The following is a 17805-nucleotide window of genomic DNA, read 5'->3' on the forward strand; positions in this document are numbered from 1 at the left end:
GCAGATCCCCGGTTCGGCGATGGGAGGCGCGCCATGTCCGTTGACTACTACCGCTCGGACGGGAATCGCGCCACAGCCGAGGAGGCCCAGCGCCTGCTGCTCGACGTGCGGGGACGCCTGCTCGCGCAGGACGTCATCCGCGTCGGCGGCGTCGTCGTGGTCGTCTCGACCTGGTTCACCGTGATCGATCTCGGGCTCGCGGCGAACGGACGGCCACTGCTGTGGCAGACGATCGTGTCCGACACCACGATGCACGCCGACATCGGGCAGTACACGACCCGGGAGAAGGCCGTGCGCGGGCACGCGCAGGCCGTCTCCATGATCACCAGCCGGCTCCGCGGGCTGGTGGCCCGCGCGGCCATGGACGAGGCGCGGTCCTGACCCGCGCCCGCACGGCCGCCCTGCACGGCGGCCCGCACGGCGGCATCGGCGAGCACGAGCGCAGGACCGAAGACGAACGCACGGCCAGGACGTGCGCAGGACCAAGACGTGCGCAGGACCAAGACGAGCGCACGGCAAGACAGCGCACGACCAAGACGAAGAGACCGAGTACACGGGCCCTGAACCGCGCCCGTTCCCCCGCATGAGGTTGTGATCTGATGGTCGCCGAAGGTCGGCCGGCGGACCCCTACGCGGCCGCCTCGAACAGCAAACCCCCGGACGACGCGTCCGCCCGCAAAGGCCGGCGGAGACGTCCCATACGCCTGCGGATCACGGCCCTTCTGCTGGTTCCGCTGGTTTCCCTCATCACCCTGTGGGCGTTCGCCGCGAACATCACGCTCGGCGACGCGTTCGACAAGTACGACTTCTCCACGACGTACGAGAAGATGGGCCTTCCGGGCATCTACCTGGTCAACCAGCTCCAGGCGGAACGGTCCCTCAGCGTCGTCGCGCTCAGCACCGGCGACGCCGAGGCCAAGCAGAAGCTCGGCGGCCAGCGCAAACGTGTGAGCGCCGTGGAGGCGTCCTTCCGCAGGACCGCGCTGTCGCCCGAGGCGCGCGACGCCGCCGAACCCGAGACGAAGCAGCGGCTGGCCGTCGCGATCAAGGCCCTGGACACGCTGCCCGAGCTGCGCGCCCAGGTCGACTCCGGGAGCGCCGAGCCGCTGGAGGTCATCAACTCCTACAGCGCCGTCCTCGACGAGGTCATCAAGGTCTTCAACGGCCTGGTGACGGTCAACGACGTCGCGATCCTCACGCAGGGCCGCGCGCTGATCAGCATCGGCAACGCCCGCGCCACCATGCTGCGGGAGGACTCCCTCGTCACCGCCGCGATGGCGCGCAACGGGCGGCTCACCCCGGCCGAGCACACCGCGTTCGTGCAGTGGGCGGCCGAGGGGCGGCGGCAGTTCGAGGCGGGTCTCGCCGACCTGAACGGCCAGATCCGCGGGCCGCTGCAGCAGCTCGCCTCGTCCGAGGAGTTCAAGCGGTTCCGTGCGGCCGAGACCGCGATCGTCGACGTCCGCGACAACAAGCTGCCGCCCGAGGCAGCGCAGTGGCAGGCCACCACGCAGCTGCTGTCGCAGGCCTGGGCGCAGAAGATCACCCAGGCGAGCCTGGCGCTCAACGAGATGGCCGAGCCGATCGGTGAGCAGATCATCATGCGGCTCGTCCTCGCGGGCGGGTTCGGGCTGCTCGCCGTCGTCGCGTCGATCATCCTGTCGCTGCTGGCGGCCCGCAGCCTGTCGCGTGAGCTGCGCGGGCTGCAGCGCGCCGCGCTGAACCTCGCCGAGGACCGGCTGCCCGGCGTGGTGGCCCGGCTGCGCCGGGGCGAAGAGGTCGACGTGGCCGCCGAGGCGCCGCCGCTCGTCATCGGCAAGAGCCGGGAGGTCGCCAGGGTCGGGGACGCGTTCACGAAGGTGCAGCACACCGCGATCGAGACGGCCGTGCGGGAGTCGTACCTGCGGCAGGGCATCAGCCGCGTGTTCCTCAACGTCGCGTGGCGGAGCCAGTCGCTGCTGCACCGCCAGCTCCGCATGCTGGACGAGATGGAGCGCGGCGCGTCCGACCCGAAGGCCCTTGAGGACCTGTTCCGCCTCGACCACCTCACCACCCGCATGCGCCGGCACGCCGAGGGCCTGGTCATCCTGTCCGGGACGTCCCCCGGCCGCGGCTGGAGCCGTCCCGTGCACGTCGAGGACGTGCTGCGCGCCGCGATCGCGGAGGTCGAGGACTACACGCGCGTCGAGGTCGTCGTGATGTCCGGGCAGGCCGCCGTGATCGGCGAGGCCGTCGCCGACATCATCCACCTGCTCGCCGAGCTGATCGAGAACGCGACGGTGTTCTCGCCCGCGCCCACCGAGGTGCTGGTCCGCGGCGAGATGGGCGCCAACGGGTTCGCCGTCGACATCATCGACCGCGGCATCGGGCTCGACCAGGCCGAACTGGACGCGCTCAACCTGCGGCTGTCGCGGCCGCCCGAGTTCGACCTGGCCGTCACCGACCGGCTCGGCCTGTTCGTCGTGTCCAGGCTCGCCGGACGGCACGGCATCAGGGTCGCGCTGCAGCCGTCGCTGTACGGGGGTGTCAGCGCCGTCGTGCTGATCCCGCGCCAGCTGATCGTGGACGCCGACCAGCCCGACGACGAGGACGGCGCCGCCGGTGATGTCCCCGTCACCCGGCCGAGGCCCGTCCAGGAGAACGGCGCCTCCTCCGGGAACGGGTCGATGAAGTCGTGGCCCACCCCGTCGGCGTCCTCGTCCACCGCGATGCTGAACGCGCCGACGCCCTTCGACACGTCCGCGCCGACCTACGACACATCGGCGCCGACGTATGACACGTCCGCGCCCACGTACGACACGTCCGCGCCCGCCTATGACACGACCGTGCCTACCTATGACACCTCCGCGCCCACCTACGACGCGGCGCCGGCACAGGGCGGCGCCGCGCCGCCCGAAACGCCGGCGTCCTTCGAGGATCGGCCGGGACATGACGCGACGGTGGGGTTCAACGCACCGGCGTCCTTCCAGGATCAGCCGTCGTACGACGGGTACGAGACCCCGCCGTCGTACGGGACCCCGCCGTCGTCCTCTTACGGCACACCGCCGTACGGGCAGGCGCCGCCGGCGTTCGACGCGACGCGCCCGTTCCAGGCGGCGGGTCCCGGGCAGTACGGCCAGGACCCGGGCGGGACCGGGCACGCGGCGCCCGCGTCCTTCGGTGAGGCGCAGGCCCAGGCGGGGCCCGGCGGGCGCGCCCCGCTGCCGCGCCGCGTGCGCGGCGGGAACCTGGCGCCGCAACTCCGCGACGAGCAGCCGTTCGCCGCGCCATCAGCCCAGGACGACGCCGTCGCAGCCTGGGAGGAACGTTCAGCGGAGGCGTCCCGGGACCTGTTCGCCTCCCTGCAGGCGGGATGGCTCCGCGGCAGGGACGAGGACGAGGGACCCGCGGACGGCATGGAGGGAAGATCATGACCCAGCAGGGAGTCGCGGCCGAGCTGAACTTTCTCCTCGACGATCTCGTCGACCGGGTACCGCAGATCCGCAAGGTCGTCGTCCTGTCGCGGGACGGGCTCGTCATGGGCATGTCCCGGGGCGTCGGCCGCGAGGACGCCGAGTACCTGGCGGCGCTCGCCGCCGGGTTCCACAGCCTCGCGATCGGGGCCAAGCCGCAGCTCGATTCCGGCGAGGTCCGGCAGACGCTCATCGAGATGGACGAGGGCCTGTTCTTCGTCGTCCCCGCCGGGGCCAACAGCTGCCTGGCCCTGCTGAGCGAGGTCGGCGCCAACGCCGGTCTCGTCGCCTACGAGATGACGATGCTGGTCAAGCGCGTCGGCCGGCAGCTGTCCACGGGGCTCAGACGGGCCGGGCCCGGGCCCGGGCCCAGGTGACCCGCGATGGACCCGACCGACACGCCCGGCGCCCCGCGGGGGCCCGGCCGGGAACGGTGGCTGGACGCCGCCGCCGGACCCGTCGTCCGCCCCTACGCGGTCACCCGCGGCCGCACCCAGCCCCGCGGCGAGCCCCTGGACATCGTGGCGATCCTCGTCGCGACCGGCCGGCGGCCCGCCGAGCCCGGCCGGCTGTCGCGCCAGCAGCGCCGCCTGCTGACGCTGTGCCGGCGCCCGCACGCCCTCGCCGACCTGGCCTCGGACCTGGACCTGCCGCTCGGCGTGATCCGGGTCCTGGCCGGCGACCTGCTCGACTCGGGCCTCGTGGACGTCCAGCGGTGGTCCACGCCGTCCGGTCAGCAGTACGTCCAGCCGCACACCGACGCGAACCTGCTCAGGAGGGTGCTCGATGAACTCCGCGCGCTCTGATCCCCCGCCCGACGCCACGGACTCCGCACGAGACGAGAGCGGGGCGGAGCCCCACGACGAACGGGCGGACGGCCCGCGCGTCGCGCTGAAGATCCTCGTCGCCGGCGGGTTCGGCGTCGGGAAGACGACGATGGTCGGCGCGGTCAGCGAGATCCGCCCGCTGCGCACCGAGGAGGCGCTGACCGACGCGAGCGTCGGCGTCGACGACCTCGACGGCCTCGGCTCCAAGACGACCACGACCGTGGCCATGGACTTCGGCCGCATCACGCTGCGCGACGGCGTCGCGATCTACCTGTTCGGGACGCCGGGCCAGGAGCGGTTCTGGTTCATGTGGAACGAGCTGTCGCGCGGGGCGCTCGGCGCGGTCGTGCTGGCCGACACGCGGCGGCTGATGGCGAGCTTCGCCTCGATCGACTACTTCGAGCAGAAGGGCACGCCGTTCGTCGTCGCCGTCAACTGCTTCGACGACGCCGACCGCTACGACCCGCCCGAGATCCGGATGGCGCTGGACATCGACCCGCACGTGCCCGTCCTGCTGTGCGACGCGCGCCGGACGGTGTCGGCGAAACAGGTGCTGGTCTCGCTGGTCGAGCACGCGCTGCGGCTCGCCGGGGGCCCGCCGTCCACGAGCACCCGGTCCTGGCGGACCCCCGCCCCCACCCCGGAGAACTAACCGCCGCCCTGACCGCCGCCCGCCCGCGCTTCGCCGGTCCGGGCGTCATCGGTCCGGGCGTCGGCGGGCGGGCGGCCGGCGGCCCGGCCGGCGCGGGCCGGGTCGCCGCCGTTCGGGTCGCCGCCGTTCGGGCTCTCGTCGGGCATCGGCGGGCCCATGATGATCTCGTCCACCCCGACGTCATGGCCGTCCGTGCATCTGACCTGCGCCGTGACGGCCTCGCCGCAGCCGGCGTGCGTCAGCATGACCTGGCGTCCCTCGTCGCCGGGCAGGTACGTCTCGCCCCATTCCATGAGCCCGACGAGGGTGGGCGCGAGGTCCTGGCCCATCTTCGTCAGGTGGTACTCGTAGCGCGTGCGCTGCCCCGGTTCCTGGTAGGGCTCCCGGCTGAGCAGGCCGGCCTTGACGAGGTGGCGCAGGCGTGCGGTCACGGCGGACTCGGTCATGGCGAGGTTGCGGACGAAGTCGCCGAAACGGTTGGTCCCGAAGTAGGCCTCGCTGAGCACCAGCACCGCCGACGGCGGGCCGAGCGCGGCGAGCGTCCTCGCGACCGGGCAGTTCTGCATCGACCAGGCGTCGCGGTCGGCGAAGTGCCCCTCAAGTGCGATTGTCACCCCTCCACTATAAACCTGCTGACTTCGCTTGACCAAAGTCAGCCCGCTCGCTAGCCTCCCTGACTATGGTGGAACAAAGTCAGGTACGCCCACGGCCGGTGCTCGCGGTGCTCTCCGTCGCCTCCTTCATGGCGGGCCTAGACCTGTTCATCGTCAACGTCGCGTTCAACGACATCGGCCGCGACTTCGCCGGTCAGCCGATGGCCGACCTGTCCTGGGTCCTCAACGCGTACGCGATCGTCTTCGCGGCGCTGCTCGTCCCGCTCGGCCGGCTCGCCGACCGCTACGGCCGCAAGCCGACCCTCATCGCCGGCCTCGTCGTCTTCACCGTCGCCTCCCAGGCGTGCGCCATGGCGCCGGACCTGTGGTCGCTCGTCGGCTTCCGCGTCCTACAGGCAGCCGGCGCCGCCGCGCTCATCCCCACCAGCCTCGGACTGCTGCTGTCGGTGTACCCGGCGGCCCGCCGGGGCGGCGCGGTGCGGATCTGGTCCGCCTCCGCCGCGCTCGCCGCCGCGGCCGGCCCGGCGGTCGGCGGCGTCCTCGTCGACCTGTCCTGGCGCTGGGTGTTCGAGGTCAACATCCCGATCGGGATCGCCGTGACGCTCCTCGTGCTCCGGTACGTCCCCGACTCCCGTGAGGGTGCCACCGCCCGCGTCCCCGACGCGGCGGGCACCGCGGTCTTCACCCTCGCGATCGCGGCGCTCGCCCTCGGCCTCGTGAAGATCAACGCCTGGCCGGGCGAGCAGACCACCGTCGTGGTGGGCGCCGCCCTGCTCGGCCTCGCCTGGTTCTGGCTGCGCTCCCTGCGCCACCCCGCGCCGGTCATCGAGCCGTCGCTGCTGGCGGTGCGCACCTTCTCCTGGTCGAACGCGACGGTCCTGCTGTTCAGCGTCGCGTTCGCCGCCAACCTGCTGCTCGGCGTCCTGTGGATGCAGCAGGTCTGGGACTACTCGGCCATCAGGACCGGGCTCGCCGTCGCGCCCGGCCCGCTGATGGTCCCGATCATGGCGATCGTCGCCGGCACGCTGGTGGCCGCGCGCGTCCCCGTCGGTCTGATCACCGCCGTCGGGTGCATGCTCTGCGCGTTCGGCGTCGTCCTGATCGCGATGAGCCTCGGCCCGGCACCGGCCTACACCACCGAGCTGCTGCCGGGCTGGCTCATCGGCGGCACGGGCGTCGGCCTCGCCCTGCCCACCATCCTCTCGGCCGCCGCCGTCGACCTGCCGTCCCACCGCTACGCCACCGGCAGCGCCGTGGTGAACATGAGCCGGCAGATCGGCACCGTCCTCGGCGTCAGCCTCGCCGTCGCCGTCCTCGGGACGCCGGCCGGCTACTCCGAGGCCCACGACGCCTACGTGAACGCCTGGCTGATGGTCGGCGGGTTCATGGTGATCGCTGCGATCGCCGCCCTTGGCATGACCCCGCGCACCCCGCAGCCGTCCTCGCCCACCGTCCCCGACACAGAAACGGAAGTGGTCGCCCGTACCTCATAACCAGAGAACCCGGGCTACGGACGAAGCCTTGACCCGGACCGAAAGGCCCGGTTCGTCCGGAAGTCCCGTTTGATCGCGTCGCCCTTGGCCTCGGGTACCTGCAGAACCCGCGGCCAAGGGCGACGCGGCGATCTCCGGGGGACTGCCGGCCCGCCCGTCATGTGTCAGGTCTTCCGGTAGGTGATGAGGTCTCCCGGCTGGCAGTCCAGTTCGCGGCACAGCGCGCTGAGGGTGGTGAAGCGGATCGCCTTGGCGCGCCCGTTCTTGAGGATCGACAGGTTGACGACCGTCACGCCGACGCGTTCGGCGAGTTCGGCGAGGGTGATGTCGCGCTCGGCCAGGACGCGGTCAAGGTGCACCTCGATGTGATGCGGTTCTTCCGGTGGCATCAGACGAGGCCCTCGGTGTCGGCGCGCAGGCGGGCGCCATGGCCGAACGCGCCCGCGAGGGCGGCGACGAGGACGCCCAGGAGCAGGGTCGCCGCGGACAGCGTGTAGGTGACGTTCACCGCCGGCTCCAGGGGCGTCCCGCTGACCAGGGCGATCGTCGTGAGGGCCTCCAGAGCCGGGACGACGGTCGCGATCAGGATGAGGGTGAGCGCGATTCCGTAGAGGCGGCGGGTGTTCCGCGGGACGAAGACGTCCCCGTCCGCGCGGAACGTCTCGGCCATCCGCATGAGGAGCGTCAGGACCACGATGGTCAGGACCCCCCACACGATCTGGGGGCCGGCGAGCAGGATCCGGTCCCAGAGCCGGGGGTCGCCGACCGTGAGTTCGGCTTGGTGAGTGCCGCGCAGCGACGTCCCGCCGGACGCCGGGTGGGGTATCCGCGCCCGGTCGTCGATGGTGACCTCGCGGGTGTCCACCGGCGGGAAGAGGCCGGTCACCGCGAGGAGCGGGACGAGGGTGGCGAGCCCGACTCCCAGCAGGGCGACGCCGACGGTCAGTTCCAGGATGTGGCGGTCGATCCGTCTCCACCAGGACGTGGGGGACATGGGGCGGCTCCTTCGGGTGGCATATCGTTTCTCGATAGTATCGAAAAACGATATGCCACCGTCAAGTGCCTACCGCTTCACATGCCTCCACCTTCGCGCGCCTACCGCCCCACGCGCCTAGTCCTGGAGGGCGGTGAGGAGGACGAGGACCAGCGTGACGACCGCGAGGAGCCCGTGGCCGAGGACGACCGGGATGGGGAAGGCGCGCTCGGCCGGGACGTCGGCAGCCGCCGCGCCCGGGCCGCCCCGGGCGGTGCGGACGGCGGGCGCGCGGGTCACGGCGAGCCAGCGGGCGAACATGACGAAGCCGAGCAGCGCGACCGGCAGCAGGATGGCGAAGGCGGTCCAGGCCAGGGCCGGGCCGTCGGCGAACAGGTAGATCACCCAGACGATCAGGCCGGCGACGGCCAGCAGGAAGTGCCCGAAGATCACCGGGACGGGAAGCCGGGACGAGCCGTCCGGCTTCGCCCCGCCGCGGGCGATCCAGGTGCCCAGCATGTAGAAGCCGCCCAGCGCGGTGGCGAGCCAGGTGACGAGTGCGGCGATGCTCATGATTCCTCCGTGTTCATGACTGCTTGGTGTCCATGACGTCTCGCCGGGGCCGGTCGTCCACGGCGAAGCCCTCGGCCTGGGTGTTCTCGTCGGCGACGCGGACGCCGTAGCGGTAGGCGAGCTTCCCGCCGAGGAACCCCGCCGCGGCCAGGCCCGCGAGGGACACGGCCGAGAGCGCGATTTGGGCGGGCGAGACGGTGTCGTCGCCCATGCGCCAGCCGAACGCGGCCACGTAGGCGAACGTCACCGCGAGGTTCACGGACATGTGGACCAGCGCGGTGCGGAAGGCCCGCGTGCCGGGCGGGATGGCGAGCAGGTCCAGGAACCCGGCCGCGGCGGCGGCCAGCGCGCCGGCGACGCCTAGAGCGATGAGCCACAACGAGCCCTGGGCCGCGGACGCCGGGTCCTCGACCAGGTGCGAGGCGATGTCGAACACGAGGCTGCCCACCCAGGCCCCGATCGGCACCGTCACGAGGATCGGATGCAGAGGGTGGCCGTAGCTTCCGGCGAGCGTGCTCACCGGCCGCTTGGCGCGGTGTTGCGGATCGTCCATGACGACCTCCTATTTCACCAACAAGTATTGGTGTTATAGCAGACATACGTCAACGGTCTGCGGGTCGTCCAGCGTGTTGCCCTCTTTTGACCAGTTTTCTAGGTGTTATGGCGATCGCGCGTTAGGCTGATCCCGTGACCTCTGACTCCTCCGCGCTGGAGGCCGCCGCGATCCTGAGCGACGACCTGCGGCGCGGCATGTACGCGTTCATCCGCTCGGCCAAGGCGCCCGTGACGCGGGACGAGGCGGCGGCCAGCGTCGGGATCTCCCGGAAACTGGCCGCGTTCCACCTGGACAAACTCGTCGACGCGGGGCTGCTGCGCGCCCACTACGCCAGCCCGGGCGCGGCCCGGCGGGTCGGGCGGGCGCCGAAGGTGTACGAGCCGTCCGGCGTCGACGTGCGGGTCAGCATCCCGCAGCGCGAGCACGGCCTGCTCGCGAGCATCCTGCTGGACGCGGTCCGGCGGCAGGGCGCGGGGGAGAGCGGGGAGGCGGCCGCGCTGCGGGCCGCCGGGGAACGCGGCCGCGCCCTCGGCGCCGCGGAGAGCCGTCCCGTCCGGGGCGGGCGGCTCGGCGCCGAACGCGCGCTCACCTGCGCGGCGGAGATCCTGCAACGCCACGGGTTCGAACCCGACCGGGAGGCGCCCACGCGCCTGCGGCTGCGCAACTGCCCGTTCGACCCGATGGCCGAGAACGATCCCGACCTGGTGTGCCGCGTCAACCACGCCTTCCTGTCCGGCATGGTGGCCGGCCTCGGCGCGTCCTCCATCGAGGCGACGCTCGCGCCGCACTCCGGCCACTGCTGCGTCGAGTTCGGGCCCCGCGCGGAGTGAGCCACCGACGTTTCCGGCGGTAGATCTTGTTCGTCCCGGTTAGTTACTCAGGAGCGTCGCCGTAGCAATAGCTGGAGGACCCATGAGCCTGCCGTTGCACGAGACCCGTGTTCTCGCGCTCATCGAAATGAGCCTGTGCCGTGAGGACCGCGAGCTGGCGGCGCTCTTCGCGGCGTTCAACCGGCTGTCGGCGGACGAGACGCCGCCGCGCCGGGAACATCTCCCGAGCCGGCGGCTGTGCCTGGTGATGACGGCGGCCATCATCGCGGCGATCCTCGTCCTCGGAGTGATCGCCGCCGCCCTGTCCGGCTAGGGCACCCGCACTCTAAAGTTGATCCGTTGGAGACGGGACCTCAGACCCGCGCGCCGGGATGAGAACGCTCTGGAGGTTCGGCTTGGCTGTAGCGCGGGTTCTGGCGGCGGCCGTCCTGGCGTGCGGGGTGCTGGGGGCGTGCGGCCGGGGCGGGCAGGAGTCGATTCTCGACAAGTCGACGCTGGTGGTCGGAGTCCGGCCGGACCTGCCGGGACTCGGGCTCCGGAAGCCGGACGGACGGTTCCAGGGGTTCGACATCGACGTGGCGCACTATGTGGCCGACCGGCTCGGGAAGAAGGTCCGGTTCGTCCAGGCGCTGGCGGCGGAGCGGATACCGCTGCTGACCTCGGGACGCGCCGACCTGGTGCTCGCGACGCTGTCGGTCACGCCGGAGCGCAAGACGAAGATCGCGTTCGCGGGACCGTACTACATGTCCTACCAGGACGTGCTGGTGCGCTCGGACGAGCGCGGGATCGACGGCGTCCGGGATCTGAAGGGACGCAAATTCTGCGCCGTGGAGGGCGCGGACCCCACGACGCGGCTCCTCGCGATCCACGGGATGACCGCGAGGCTCGTCCCCGCCAAGGACTACGACGAGTGCATGGCCGAGATCAGGTCGGGCGGGGTGGACGCGATCACCACGAACGACGTGATCCTGGCGGGGCTGATCCGGCGCGAGGGTGATGGGTTCCGGCTGGTGAACGCCCGGATCAGCGAGCAGAACACCGGGATCGGGCTGCGCAAGGGCGACCCCGACGGGTGCGAGGCGCTGAACCGGGCCATCACCCGGATGTACCAGGACGGGACGGCCTCGAAGCTGATGGACAAATGGTTCGGCGGCACCCCCGGCCTCGACCTGTCGATCATCGAGATCCCCCAGTTCGAGGGCTGTGTCTGACCGGAAGCCCGCGTCCACCTGACCCCCTGTCTGATCGGGGCCCGTGTCTGTGAGGGTCGCGTCTGGGCGAGGGGCCGTGTCTGGCGGAGGTTGTGCCCCGCGGTGGGGCGGCGCTGGTCGGCGCTAGTCCGTGCTGGTCGTGCTAGTTCGTGGCGTGGTCCAGGATCAGGTGGAATTCGTCGGCGCGGTGGTTGGAGATCGCGCCCTCCCGCGTGCGGGTGGCGATCTTGTGGTGCAGGTAGGCGACGTCGGCGCGGCGGCGTTCGGGCGGGGACCAGGGGCGGTCGAGGATCCGCTCGATCACGTTGGTGAGGTCGATGCCCACGTCGTCGCGGACGTCGCCTTCCTCGACGCCCTCGTCCACGGAGAAGCGGAGCCTGAGCAGCGCTTCGTAGATGCGGGGTTCGGCGGGTTCGGTGTTCTCGGTGGGAGTGTCCTCTGGGGTGGGGTCCGACGGAGACGGAGACGGGGACGGAGACGGAGGCAGGGTCGGGGTCGGTGGTGAGGCCGCCTGGAGGGGGAGCAGGCGGCCGGCCGGGCGGTCGTCTCCCAGCGAGTCGCCGATCCCGATGACGAGGGTGGCCGCGGCGACGATCGTGGCGGCGACGCCGGCGAGCGCGAGCCATGGCAGGTGGAATCCGCGTTCCGGGCGGAGTTCTTCGCTCCGCCACTCTCCGGCGTCCTGTTCATCCGTCATGTCTGGATCGTTGCCAGGACGCGGTTCAGTTCGTCGGCGAGGTCGGGGGACAGGCCGCGTTCCCGCAGGCGGGTGACGATCTTGGCTTGGAGGAGATCGATCCGCTGGTCGACGTCGATGTCCCGGTCGGCGGTGAGGTCGTTCTCCAGGTTGGTGATCACGTTGTTGAGGTCGATGGCGACGTCGGAGCGGATCTCGCCCGAGGTGTAGCCGCGGCTCACGATCGGGCGGAGCCGTCCGAGCGCGTCCGTCACGCCGCTCTCGGCCGCGCGGGCACCGCGTTCGGGGGCCGGCGCCGCCGTCCGGTCCGCTCTCGTCGGAGGAGGCGGGGGGACGACGGTCACGGGGGTGCGCGGCGCGGAGACGAGGATCGCGGCGGCGGCCGTGACGGGGATGGCGATCACGAGGGCGACCGCCGCCAGGCGTGCGCCCCGGCGGCGCGGGCGCGCGGGCGGGCGCGCGGGTGGGCGCAGTGCCCTGGTGCGGTGGTCGTGGGACGGCGCCTGGCTCCGCACCGTCGTGAAGACCTCGTTCGGCGGCTCGTCGTCGCGGGCGAGGAGGTCGGCGATCTGCGTCGCGGACGGCCCGTATTCGGCGGTCGCGCGGGCGCAGCGCGCGGCGAGCGAGGCCGGTTCCCCGGACGTCCCGGCCGGGAGACAGGCGGAGATGACGGCGCCGAGCGCGCGGACGTCGGCCGCCCTCATCTCGCCGGCCGCGGCTTGGGCGGGGACGGCGGTCCTCCCGCGGCCGGGCGGCGTGCGGGCGCTGCGGACGATCCCGCCGATGCCGGTGTCGACGACCTTGACCTCACCGGCCGCACCGCGCAGGAGCATGATCTTGCCGGGTCTCAGGTCGCCGTGCGGGACGCCGGCCGTGTGCGCGGCCTCCAGCGCCGCGGCGATCTGGGCGCAGATCCCGGTGGTCTCCGACGCCGTGAGCGGGCCGAGTCGCAGCCGTTCCACGAGGGGTTCGCCGTCCAGGAACTCGGTGACGACATAGGACACGAGACGTCCGGACTTGTCGCGGGTCTGGTCGCTGTCGTAGACGGTCTCCAGGGCTGCGTGCGAGAGACCGGCGGCGCGGTTGACGCCCTTCTGGAACGTGCGGTGCAGATCGGTGTGCGCGGGCGCCAGCAGCTTCACCGCGACGGGACGGCCCAGCAGTTCGTCCCAGGCGCGCCAGACCTCCATCGTCCCGCCGTCGTCCAGACGCTCCACCAGCCGGTAGCGCTCCGTCAGCCGCAAGCCCGATTCCACTTGAACCAACCCTTGTCGCACATTCCTGGCCAGGTGTGGTCCCTGGCGTGTCAGGTGGTACGCGCCGTCCGGTGAGGGGGTTCGAACGCCCGCGCGCAAAGGCGCCGAGAGAGGCCGCGGTGGAACGTCAATTGGACCACGAGTCAGTGTGTCTTGATGTTGAGATTCCGTGGGCCAACTGAAAGGATTCGGATCTCCTGACCCCCGATTCGCGCTGGGGTGACGATGATCGAAGTTTCCATAGTCGTGCCCATTGTTCTGCTGGCCCTGGCGGTGGTACCGGGGCTGCATTTCGATCTTTTGCGCGGTCGCCGGGAGAGCCGCCGTCCGGGGAACGCGCCGGCGCAGTTCGCGCGGGTGGCCCTCTCCGGCACGCTCCTCACCACCGGCACGCTGATCATTCTCGGTGTGCTCGGGCAGGGCTCGCTGCTGAGCCTGCGCCATCTGCTCGACGAGAACGGCGGACCGGTCCCCTCGCCGCTCGTCGCGGGCTGGTCGGCCGCCTGTTTTATCACGCTTTCCCTGACGCTGTCATCGCTCGCCGCGGTGGTCCTGACGCGGCTGGAGAACCGTCCCGGGCCATTCCCCGCCATGCCCCACGCCATGGCCCGCCGGGCGGCCGGCCGCCGCGCCGGCTATTGCGACCGCGAGATCGAACTGGAAATCACGCTGAACACCGGCCAGACCTTTCGCGGAATGCTGGGAGAGGAGTCCGCGGCCCGCGGGTACGACGCCCGCTTCATCACCCTCAGCGGACCGATCTTCCAACTCGACGGCCACGGAAGACCATTGCCGCTGGACGCCCTGCATTGGGACCAGATGGTCGTCCCGACCCGCGTGGTCACGAGCGTCCTGGCGCGTCCCGTCGAGGAGCGGCCACCGCCCCCGCCCACGTTCCGGGGCGTCCCGTCACGGCATTCCACGCCGCGCCTGCACCCGTCCGACCAGCTCAAGATCCTGGCCGAGCGGTGCTACGAACTCCGCCACGCGCCACGCGCCCTGGCGAACCTCCTCGCCCTGCAGATCGTCCTCATCGCCCTGGTCGGAGCCCTGTCGAGCGCCTTCTCCTGACGGTCACACGCTCGCCGGGGAACGCTCGGCACGCCATGCGTCCAGCAGCTCGCCGAGCCGCTCTTCGTAGCGGGCGATGTTCGCGGTCTTGACGTCCTCGTATCCGCGGACCATGTCCGGCAGCTCCGCGATCCGGACGGCGTCGTCGAGGCGGTCCCCGGCACCCTCCAGCCCGGCGGCCAGCTCGTCCACGACGGCCAGGTAGCCGGTGACGAGGCGGCGTTCGGCGCGGCGCTGTGCCGCCAAGCCGAACGGGTCGAACGGGGTTCCGCGCAGCCGCCGCATCGCGCGCAGCACATGGAACGCCGGGCGGGCCGTCCGGCCGAGCGCGATCTTCCGGTCCAGCCCGATCGCCCGCAGCAGCGGCGGATGCAGCATGTACCGGACGGTGGACCCCGCGCCGAACTGCTCCTCGACGCTCCTGGCGAGGCCGGGGTCGAGGTGCAGGCGGGCCACTTCGTACTCGTCCTTGTACGCCATCAGCTTGTACAGGTTGCGTGCGACGGCGACCGCGAACCGCTGCCCGGCGGCGCCCGCCGCGCGCTCGGACGCGGCGACGCGCAGCACGGTGTCCAGGTAGCGCCCGGCGAGCGCGAGGTTCTGGTACGCGGCCAGGTCGGGGACGCGGATCCGCAGGACGCGGGCCAGCTCGCCGTCCGTGCCCGACGCCTCGACCAGGCTCATCGCGGCCGGCGCGGTCCCGTCCAGCGGCCTGCCCGGTGACGCGGGCGAGGCGGGTGACGCAGCCGGTCCGGCCGCGTCCGCCCAGCCCGGTTCGAGGACGAGGCGGCGCCCCGCGCGGAACGCCTGCACGTTCGCCTCGACCTGCACGCCGTTCAGCGCCAGCGCCTCCTCGACGGCGTCCGCCGACAGCGGCAGCAGCCCCGACTGGTACGCGGCGCCGACCACGACGAAGTTGGCCGTGGTCGTGCTCCCGAACCAGCGTTCGGCCAGCGCGAGGGCGTCGAACGCGACGAGGCGCCCGGCATCGGTCCGGTCGGCGATCTGCCGGACGAGCGCGGCGCCCGGCGGCAGCGACGCCGCCGTGTCGGTGATCATCCGGCCGGTCGGGACCTCGCTGGTCGACACGACCGCCGCGGTGCGGCCCGGCGCGCAGCGGCGCAGGTTCGCCTCCGACGTCCCCGCCAGGGAGTCGAACACGAGATAGGCGTCGGCGCCGCCCGCCCCGACCATCCCCGGACGGTCCCGGGCGGCGTCCCCGATCCGCAGGTGCGACACCACCGCGCCGGCCTTCTGGCTCAGCCCGGTCTGGTCGAGCGCGCGGGCGTGGCGCCCGTCGATCAGCGCGGCCGTGGCGAGGACCTGGTTGACGGTCACGACTCCCGTGCCGCCGATGCCGACGAGCAGCACGTCCGCCGAGACGGGCCGTCCGGCCGGTTCGGCCAGTGCGCCGATCTCCGGAAGCGACGGGCCGGCCGCCTTCCGCTCGCCCGGGATCACCGTGACGAACGAGGGGCAGTCGCCGTCCAGGCACGAGTAGTCCTTGTTGCAGGACGTCTGGTTGATCTGCGTCTTGCGGCCGAACTCCGTCTCGACCGGCTCCACGCTCAGGCAGTTCGACTTCACACCGCAGTCGCCGCAGCCCTCGCAGACCGCCTCGTTGATCAGCACCCGCTTCCGCGGGTCCGGGACGAGCCCGCGCTTGCGTTTGCGCCGCGTCTCCGCCGCGCACGCCTGGTCGTACAGCAGCACGGTCACGCCGGGCACCTCGCGCAGCTCGCGCTGGACGGCGTCGAGGTCGTCGCGGTGCCGGACCCGGACGCCGGGCGCCCAGTCCGTCCCGCGCGGGTACCGGGACGGGTCGTCCGCCACCACGACGATCTTCGCGACGCCTTCGGCGTGCAGCATCCGGGTGATCGCGGCCGGGTCGGAGCCGCCGTCGGCGGCCTGCCCGCCCGTCATCGCGACGGCCGCGTTGTGGAGGAGCTTGAAGGTGATGTGCGTCCCGGCGGCGACGGCCTGCCGGACGGCGAGGCTGCCCGAGTGGAAGAACGTCCCGTCGCCGAGGTTCTGGAACATGTGATCGGTGTCGCTGAACGGCGCCGCCCCGACCCACATCGCGCCCTCGCCGCCCATCTGGGTCGTGCCGATGCTCCGGTCGGTGAACACGGTCATGACGTGGCAGCCGATGCCGCTCGCCGCGACCGACCCGTCCGGGACGACCGTCGACCGGTTGTGCGGGCAGCCCGAGCAGAAGTACGGGGTGCGGGCCGGTGCGAGCAGGTCGATCCGCGGTTTGCGGGGACGCAGCACCGGGTCGCGCAGATCGATGTGCTCCTGACCGACGCGGTCGGCGAGGAGCCGGGCCAGGGCCTTGGTGATCCGGTCCGCGTCCAGGCCCCCGTCGGGCGGGAGGAGGTCGGCGCCGTCCGGCCCGTTCTTGCCGTACACCCGGGGACGTTCCACCTCGTCGTACAGGACGTCCCGGATCTGCGTCTCGATGAACGCGCGCTTCTCCTCGACCACGACGATCTCGCGGAGCCCGCGCGCGAACTCCCGCAGCCGGCCGCCGTCCAGCGGGTAGATCATGGCGAGCCGCAGGAGCCGCACGCCCCGCCGGGCGAGGGCCTCGTCGTCCAGGCCGAGCCGGTCGAGCGCCTCGCGCAGTTCCAGGTAGGTGCGCCCGGCGGCGACGAGCCCGATGACGGCGTCGCCGGCCGCGCCCTCGATCTGGTCGAGGCCGTTCGCCGCGGCGTATGCTGTCGCGGCCTGCAGCCGACCCTGCAGGACCTCGGTCTCCAGGGACGTCGTGTCCTTCAGGTCGACGCCCGGCCTCCGCGTCGGCTTCCACGGACGTCCCCGCCACGCGAACTCCGGAAGCACCGGATCGGGCACCGGGGCGGCGTCCACGACCTCGTGCGAGTCCGCGACATCGGTGACGACCTTGAAGCCGGTCCAGGCGCCGCTGAACCGCGACATCTCGAACCCGTGCCGGCCCAGCCGCAGCACGTCCCCGACCGACGCCGGGACCAGCACCGGCATGAACGCCTCCGCGAGTGCGCCCTCCGTCGCCGACGGCAGCGTGGACGACTTGGCGGACGGGTCGTCGCCCACCACCGCCAGCACGCCGCCGCGCTCGGACGTGCCGAGCCAGTTCGCGTGCTTGAACGCGTCCAGCGAACGGTCGACTCCGGGCGCCTTGCCGTACCAGAGGCCGAAGACGCCCTGGTAGCGCGGCCCCGGCAGATGCTCCACGAGCTGGGACCCGTAGACCGCCGTCGCCGCCAGTTCCTCGTTCACACCGGGTACGAAGCGGATGTCGTCGCCCTCCAGCAGCTTCGCGTCCCGCATGAGCTGCTGGTCGAGCCCGCCGAGCGGCGACCCCCGGTACCCGGACACGAACCCGGCCGTCGTCCAGCCGCGCCGCGCGTCCGCGCGCCGCTGGTCGAGCAGCAGCCGGACGAGTGCGTGGACCCCGCCGATCGCGATCCGGCCCCGCTCCAGTTCGAGCCGGTCACGAAGCGGGGACCGTCGTGCCCGTTTGCGTCCGGTCATGGTCTGGCCCCTTCGGCGTTCATCGAGCAGGTGCTCTTCGAGTCGATCGGACTCATTGAGCCGTCTCTGATGAGCGCCGTGCAA

18 protein-coding genes are annotated in these 17805 nt (G+C 72.1%); 10 read left to right on the top strand and 8 right to left on the bottom strand.

Annotated elements, in window-relative coordinates; translation table 11 throughout:
• Positions 1-33 precede the first annotated feature (33 nt).
• From ACTWPP_RS01405 to ACTWPP_RS01425, 5 genes are all read left to right on the top strand, one after another.
• Complete coding sequence (locus ACTWPP_RS01405) at positions 34-381, top strand: hypothetical protein (protein ID WP_443102173.1); 348 nt, start codon at positions 34-36, stop codon at positions 379-381.
• A 218-nt stretch (positions 382-599) separates the two neighbouring features.
• On the top strand, positions 600-3413 hold the full coding sequence (locus tag ACTWPP_RS01410; protein WP_443102174.1) for a nitrate- and nitrite sensing domain-containing protein: 2814 nt from the start codon (positions 600-602) through the stop codon (positions 3411-3413).
• Positions 3410-3829 carry a roadblock/LC7 domain-containing protein gene (locus tag ACTWPP_RS01415; protein WP_443102175.1) on the top strand — a complete coding sequence of 140 codons (420 nt, stop codon included), beginning with the start codon at positions 3410-3412 and terminating at the stop codon, positions 3827-3829. The genes ACTWPP_RS01410 and ACTWPP_RS01415 overlap by 4 nt, the downstream gene beginning before the upstream one ends.
• A gap of 6 nt (positions 3830-3835) precedes the next feature.
• Entirely contained in the window at positions 3836-4258 is a 423-nt protein-coding gene (locus ACTWPP_RS01420) for a DUF742 domain-containing protein (RefSeq protein WP_443102176.1), read from the top strand.
• On the top strand, positions 4239-4931 hold the full coding sequence (locus ACTWPP_RS01425) for a GTP-binding protein (protein ID WP_443102177.1): 693 nt from the start codon (positions 4239-4241) through the stop codon (positions 4929-4931). The genes ACTWPP_RS01420 and ACTWPP_RS01425 overlap by 20 nt, the downstream gene beginning before the upstream one ends.
• Here the strand turns inward: ACTWPP_RS01425 and ACTWPP_RS01430 are convergent.
• The gene (locus ACTWPP_RS01430) at positions 4928-5545 is read right to left on the bottom strand and encodes a winged helix-turn-helix transcriptional regulator (protein ID WP_443102178.1); all 618 of its coding nucleotides are present in this window, start codon (positions 5543-5545) and stop codon (positions 4928-4930) included. The genes ACTWPP_RS01425 and ACTWPP_RS01430 overlap by 4 nt on opposite strands.
• Before the next feature lie 65 nt (positions 5546-5610).
• Here ACTWPP_RS01430 and ACTWPP_RS01435 point away from each other — a divergent pair, with 65 nt between their 5' ends.
• Positions 5611-7038, top strand: a complete 1428-nt coding sequence (locus ACTWPP_RS01435) for an MFS transporter (protein ID WP_443102179.1) — start codon at positions 5611-5613, stop codon at positions 7036-7038.
• 164 nt (positions 7039-7202) lie between these two features.
• Here ACTWPP_RS01435 and ACTWPP_RS01440 read toward each other — a convergent pair whose 3' ends face one another.
• The 4 genes from ACTWPP_RS01440 to ACTWPP_RS01455 all read right to left on the bottom strand — a co-directional run bounded on the left by ACTWPP_RS01440 (position 7203) and on the right by ACTWPP_RS01455 (position 9137).
• Complete coding sequence (locus ACTWPP_RS01440) at positions 7203-7427, bottom strand: helix-turn-helix domain-containing protein (protein WP_443102180.1); 225 nt, start codon at positions 7425-7427, stop codon at positions 7203-7205.
• Positions 7427-8032, bottom strand: coding sequence for a DUF2975 domain-containing protein (locus tag ACTWPP_RS01445; RefSeq protein ID WP_443102181.1), 606 nt, complete (start codon positions 8030-8032; stop codon positions 7427-7429). The genes ACTWPP_RS01440 and ACTWPP_RS01445 overlap by 1 nt, the downstream gene beginning before the upstream one ends.
• A 117-nt stretch (positions 8033-8149) precedes the next feature.
• Positions 8150-8584: a hypothetical protein gene (locus tag ACTWPP_RS01450; RefSeq protein ID WP_443102182.1), complete on the bottom strand. Its 435-nt coding sequence runs from the start codon at positions 8582-8584 to the stop codon at positions 8150-8152.
• 13 nt (positions 8585-8597) lie between these two features.
• A complete protein-coding gene (locus ACTWPP_RS01455; RefSeq protein ID WP_443102183.1) occupies positions 8598-9137 on the bottom strand; it encodes a DUF2231 domain-containing protein in 540 nt (179 codons plus the stop codon).
• Between the two features lie 134 nt (positions 9138-9271).
• Here ACTWPP_RS01455 and ACTWPP_RS01460 point away from each other — a divergent pair, with 134 nt between their 5' ends.
• From ACTWPP_RS01460 to ACTWPP_RS01470, 3 genes are all read left to right on the top strand, one after another.
• Positions 9272-9970: a helix-turn-helix transcriptional regulator gene (locus ACTWPP_RS01460; protein ID WP_443102184.1), complete on the top strand. Its 699-nt coding sequence runs from the start codon at positions 9272-9274 to the stop codon at positions 9968-9970.
• A gap of 82 nt (positions 9971-10052) precedes the next feature.
• On the top strand, positions 10053-10283 hold the full coding sequence (locus ACTWPP_RS01465) for a DUF3040 domain-containing protein (protein WP_443102185.1): 231 nt from the start codon (positions 10053-10055) through the stop codon (positions 10281-10283).
• 82 nt (positions 10284-10365) lie between these two features.
• The gene (locus tag ACTWPP_RS01470; RefSeq protein ID WP_443102186.1) at positions 10366-11181 is read left to right on the top strand and encodes a glutamate ABC transporter substrate-binding protein; all 816 of its coding nucleotides are present in this window, start codon (positions 10366-10368) and stop codon (positions 11179-11181) included.
• Between the two features lie 142 nt (positions 11182-11323).
• Here ACTWPP_RS01470 and ACTWPP_RS01475 read toward each other — a convergent pair whose 3' ends face one another.
• Together ACTWPP_RS01475 and ACTWPP_RS01480 are read right to left on the bottom strand one after the other, a co-directional pair.
• Positions 11324-11878 carry a hypothetical protein gene (locus ACTWPP_RS01475; protein WP_443102187.1) on the bottom strand — a complete coding sequence of 185 codons (555 nt, stop codon included), beginning with the start codon at positions 11876-11878 and terminating at the stop codon, positions 11324-11326.
• Positions 11875-13122, bottom strand: a complete 1248-nt coding sequence (locus tag ACTWPP_RS01480; RefSeq protein ID WP_443102188.1) for a protein kinase domain-containing protein — start codon at positions 13120-13122, stop codon at positions 11875-11877. Before ACTWPP_RS01480 ends, ACTWPP_RS01475 begins: the two co-directional genes overlap by 4 nt.
• Positions 13123-13359: 237 nt before the next feature.
• Here ACTWPP_RS01480 and ACTWPP_RS01485 point away from each other — a divergent pair, with 237 nt between their 5' ends.
• Positions 13360-14205 carry a DUF6338 family protein gene (locus ACTWPP_RS01485; RefSeq protein WP_443102189.1) on the top strand — a complete coding sequence of 282 codons (846 nt, stop codon included), beginning with the start codon at positions 13360-13362 and terminating at the stop codon, positions 14203-14205.
• A 3-nt stretch (positions 14206-14208) separates the two neighbouring features.
• On the opposite strand, the gene ACTWPP_RS01490 is transcribed toward ACTWPP_RS01485, so the two are convergent.
• Positions 14209-17721, bottom strand: a complete 3513-nt coding sequence (locus ACTWPP_RS01490; RefSeq protein WP_443102190.1) for an indolepyruvate ferredoxin oxidoreductase family protein — start codon at positions 17719-17721, stop codon at positions 14209-14211.
• Positions 17722-17805: the final 84 nt, after the last annotated feature.

It is taken from the genome of Actinomadura sp. 3N407, assembly GCF_052245875.1.
Taxonomy (GTDB): domain Bacteria; phylum Actinomycetota; class Actinomycetes; order Streptosporangiales; family Streptosporangiaceae; genus Spirillospora.

Coding starts and splice junctions, on each gene's coding strand:
- ACTWPP_RS01405 (WP_443102173.1), top strand. CDS start 34: ATGTCCGTTGACTACTACCGCTCGGACGGGAATCGCGCCACAGCCGAG.
- ACTWPP_RS01410 (WP_443102174.1), top strand. CDS start 600: ATGGTCGCCGAAGGTCGGCCGGCGGACCCCTACGCGGCCGCCTCGAAC.
- ACTWPP_RS01415 (WP_443102175.1), top strand. CDS start 3,410: ATGACCCAGCAGGGAGTCGCGGCCGAGCTGAACTTTCTCCTCGACGAT.
- ACTWPP_RS01420 (WP_443102176.1), top strand. CDS start 3,836: ATGGACCCGACCGACACGCCCGGCGCCCCGCGGGGGCCCGGCCGGGAA.
- ACTWPP_RS01425 (WP_443102177.1), top strand. CDS start 4,239: ATGAACTCCGCGCGCTCTGATCCCCCGCCCGACGCCACGGACTCCGCA.
- ACTWPP_RS01435 (WP_443102179.1), top strand. CDS start 5,611: ATGGTGGAACAAAGTCAGGTACGCCCACGGCCGGTGCTCGCGGTGCTC.
- ACTWPP_RS01440 (WP_443102180.1), bottom strand. CDS start 7,427: ATGCCACCGGAAGAACCGCATCACATCGAGGTGCACCTTGACCGCGTC.
- ACTWPP_RS01445 (WP_443102181.1), bottom strand. CDS start 8,032: ATGTCCCCCACGTCCTGGTGGAGACGGATCGACCGCCACATCCTGGAA.
- ACTWPP_RS01450 (WP_443102182.1), bottom strand. CDS start 8,584: ATGAGCATCGCCGCACTCGTCACCTGGCTCGCCACCGCGCTGGGCGGC.
- ACTWPP_RS01455 (WP_443102183.1), bottom strand. CDS start 9,137: ATGGACGATCCGCAACACCGCGCCAAGCGGCCGGTGAGCACGCTCGCC.
- ACTWPP_RS01465 (WP_443102185.1), top strand. CDS start 10,053: ATGAGCCTGCCGTTGCACGAGACCCGTGTTCTCGCGCTCATCGAAATG.
- ACTWPP_RS01475 (WP_443102187.1), bottom strand. CDS start 11,878: ATGACGGATGAACAGGACGCCGGAGAGTGGCGGAGCGAAGAACTCCGC.
- ACTWPP_RS01485 (WP_443102189.1), top strand. CDS start 13,360: ATGATCGAAGTTTCCATAGTCGTGCCCATTGTTCTGCTGGCCCTGGCG.
- ACTWPP_RS01490 (WP_443102190.1), bottom strand. CDS start 17,721: ATGACCGGACGCAAACGGGCACGACGGTCCCCGCTTCGTGACCGGCTC.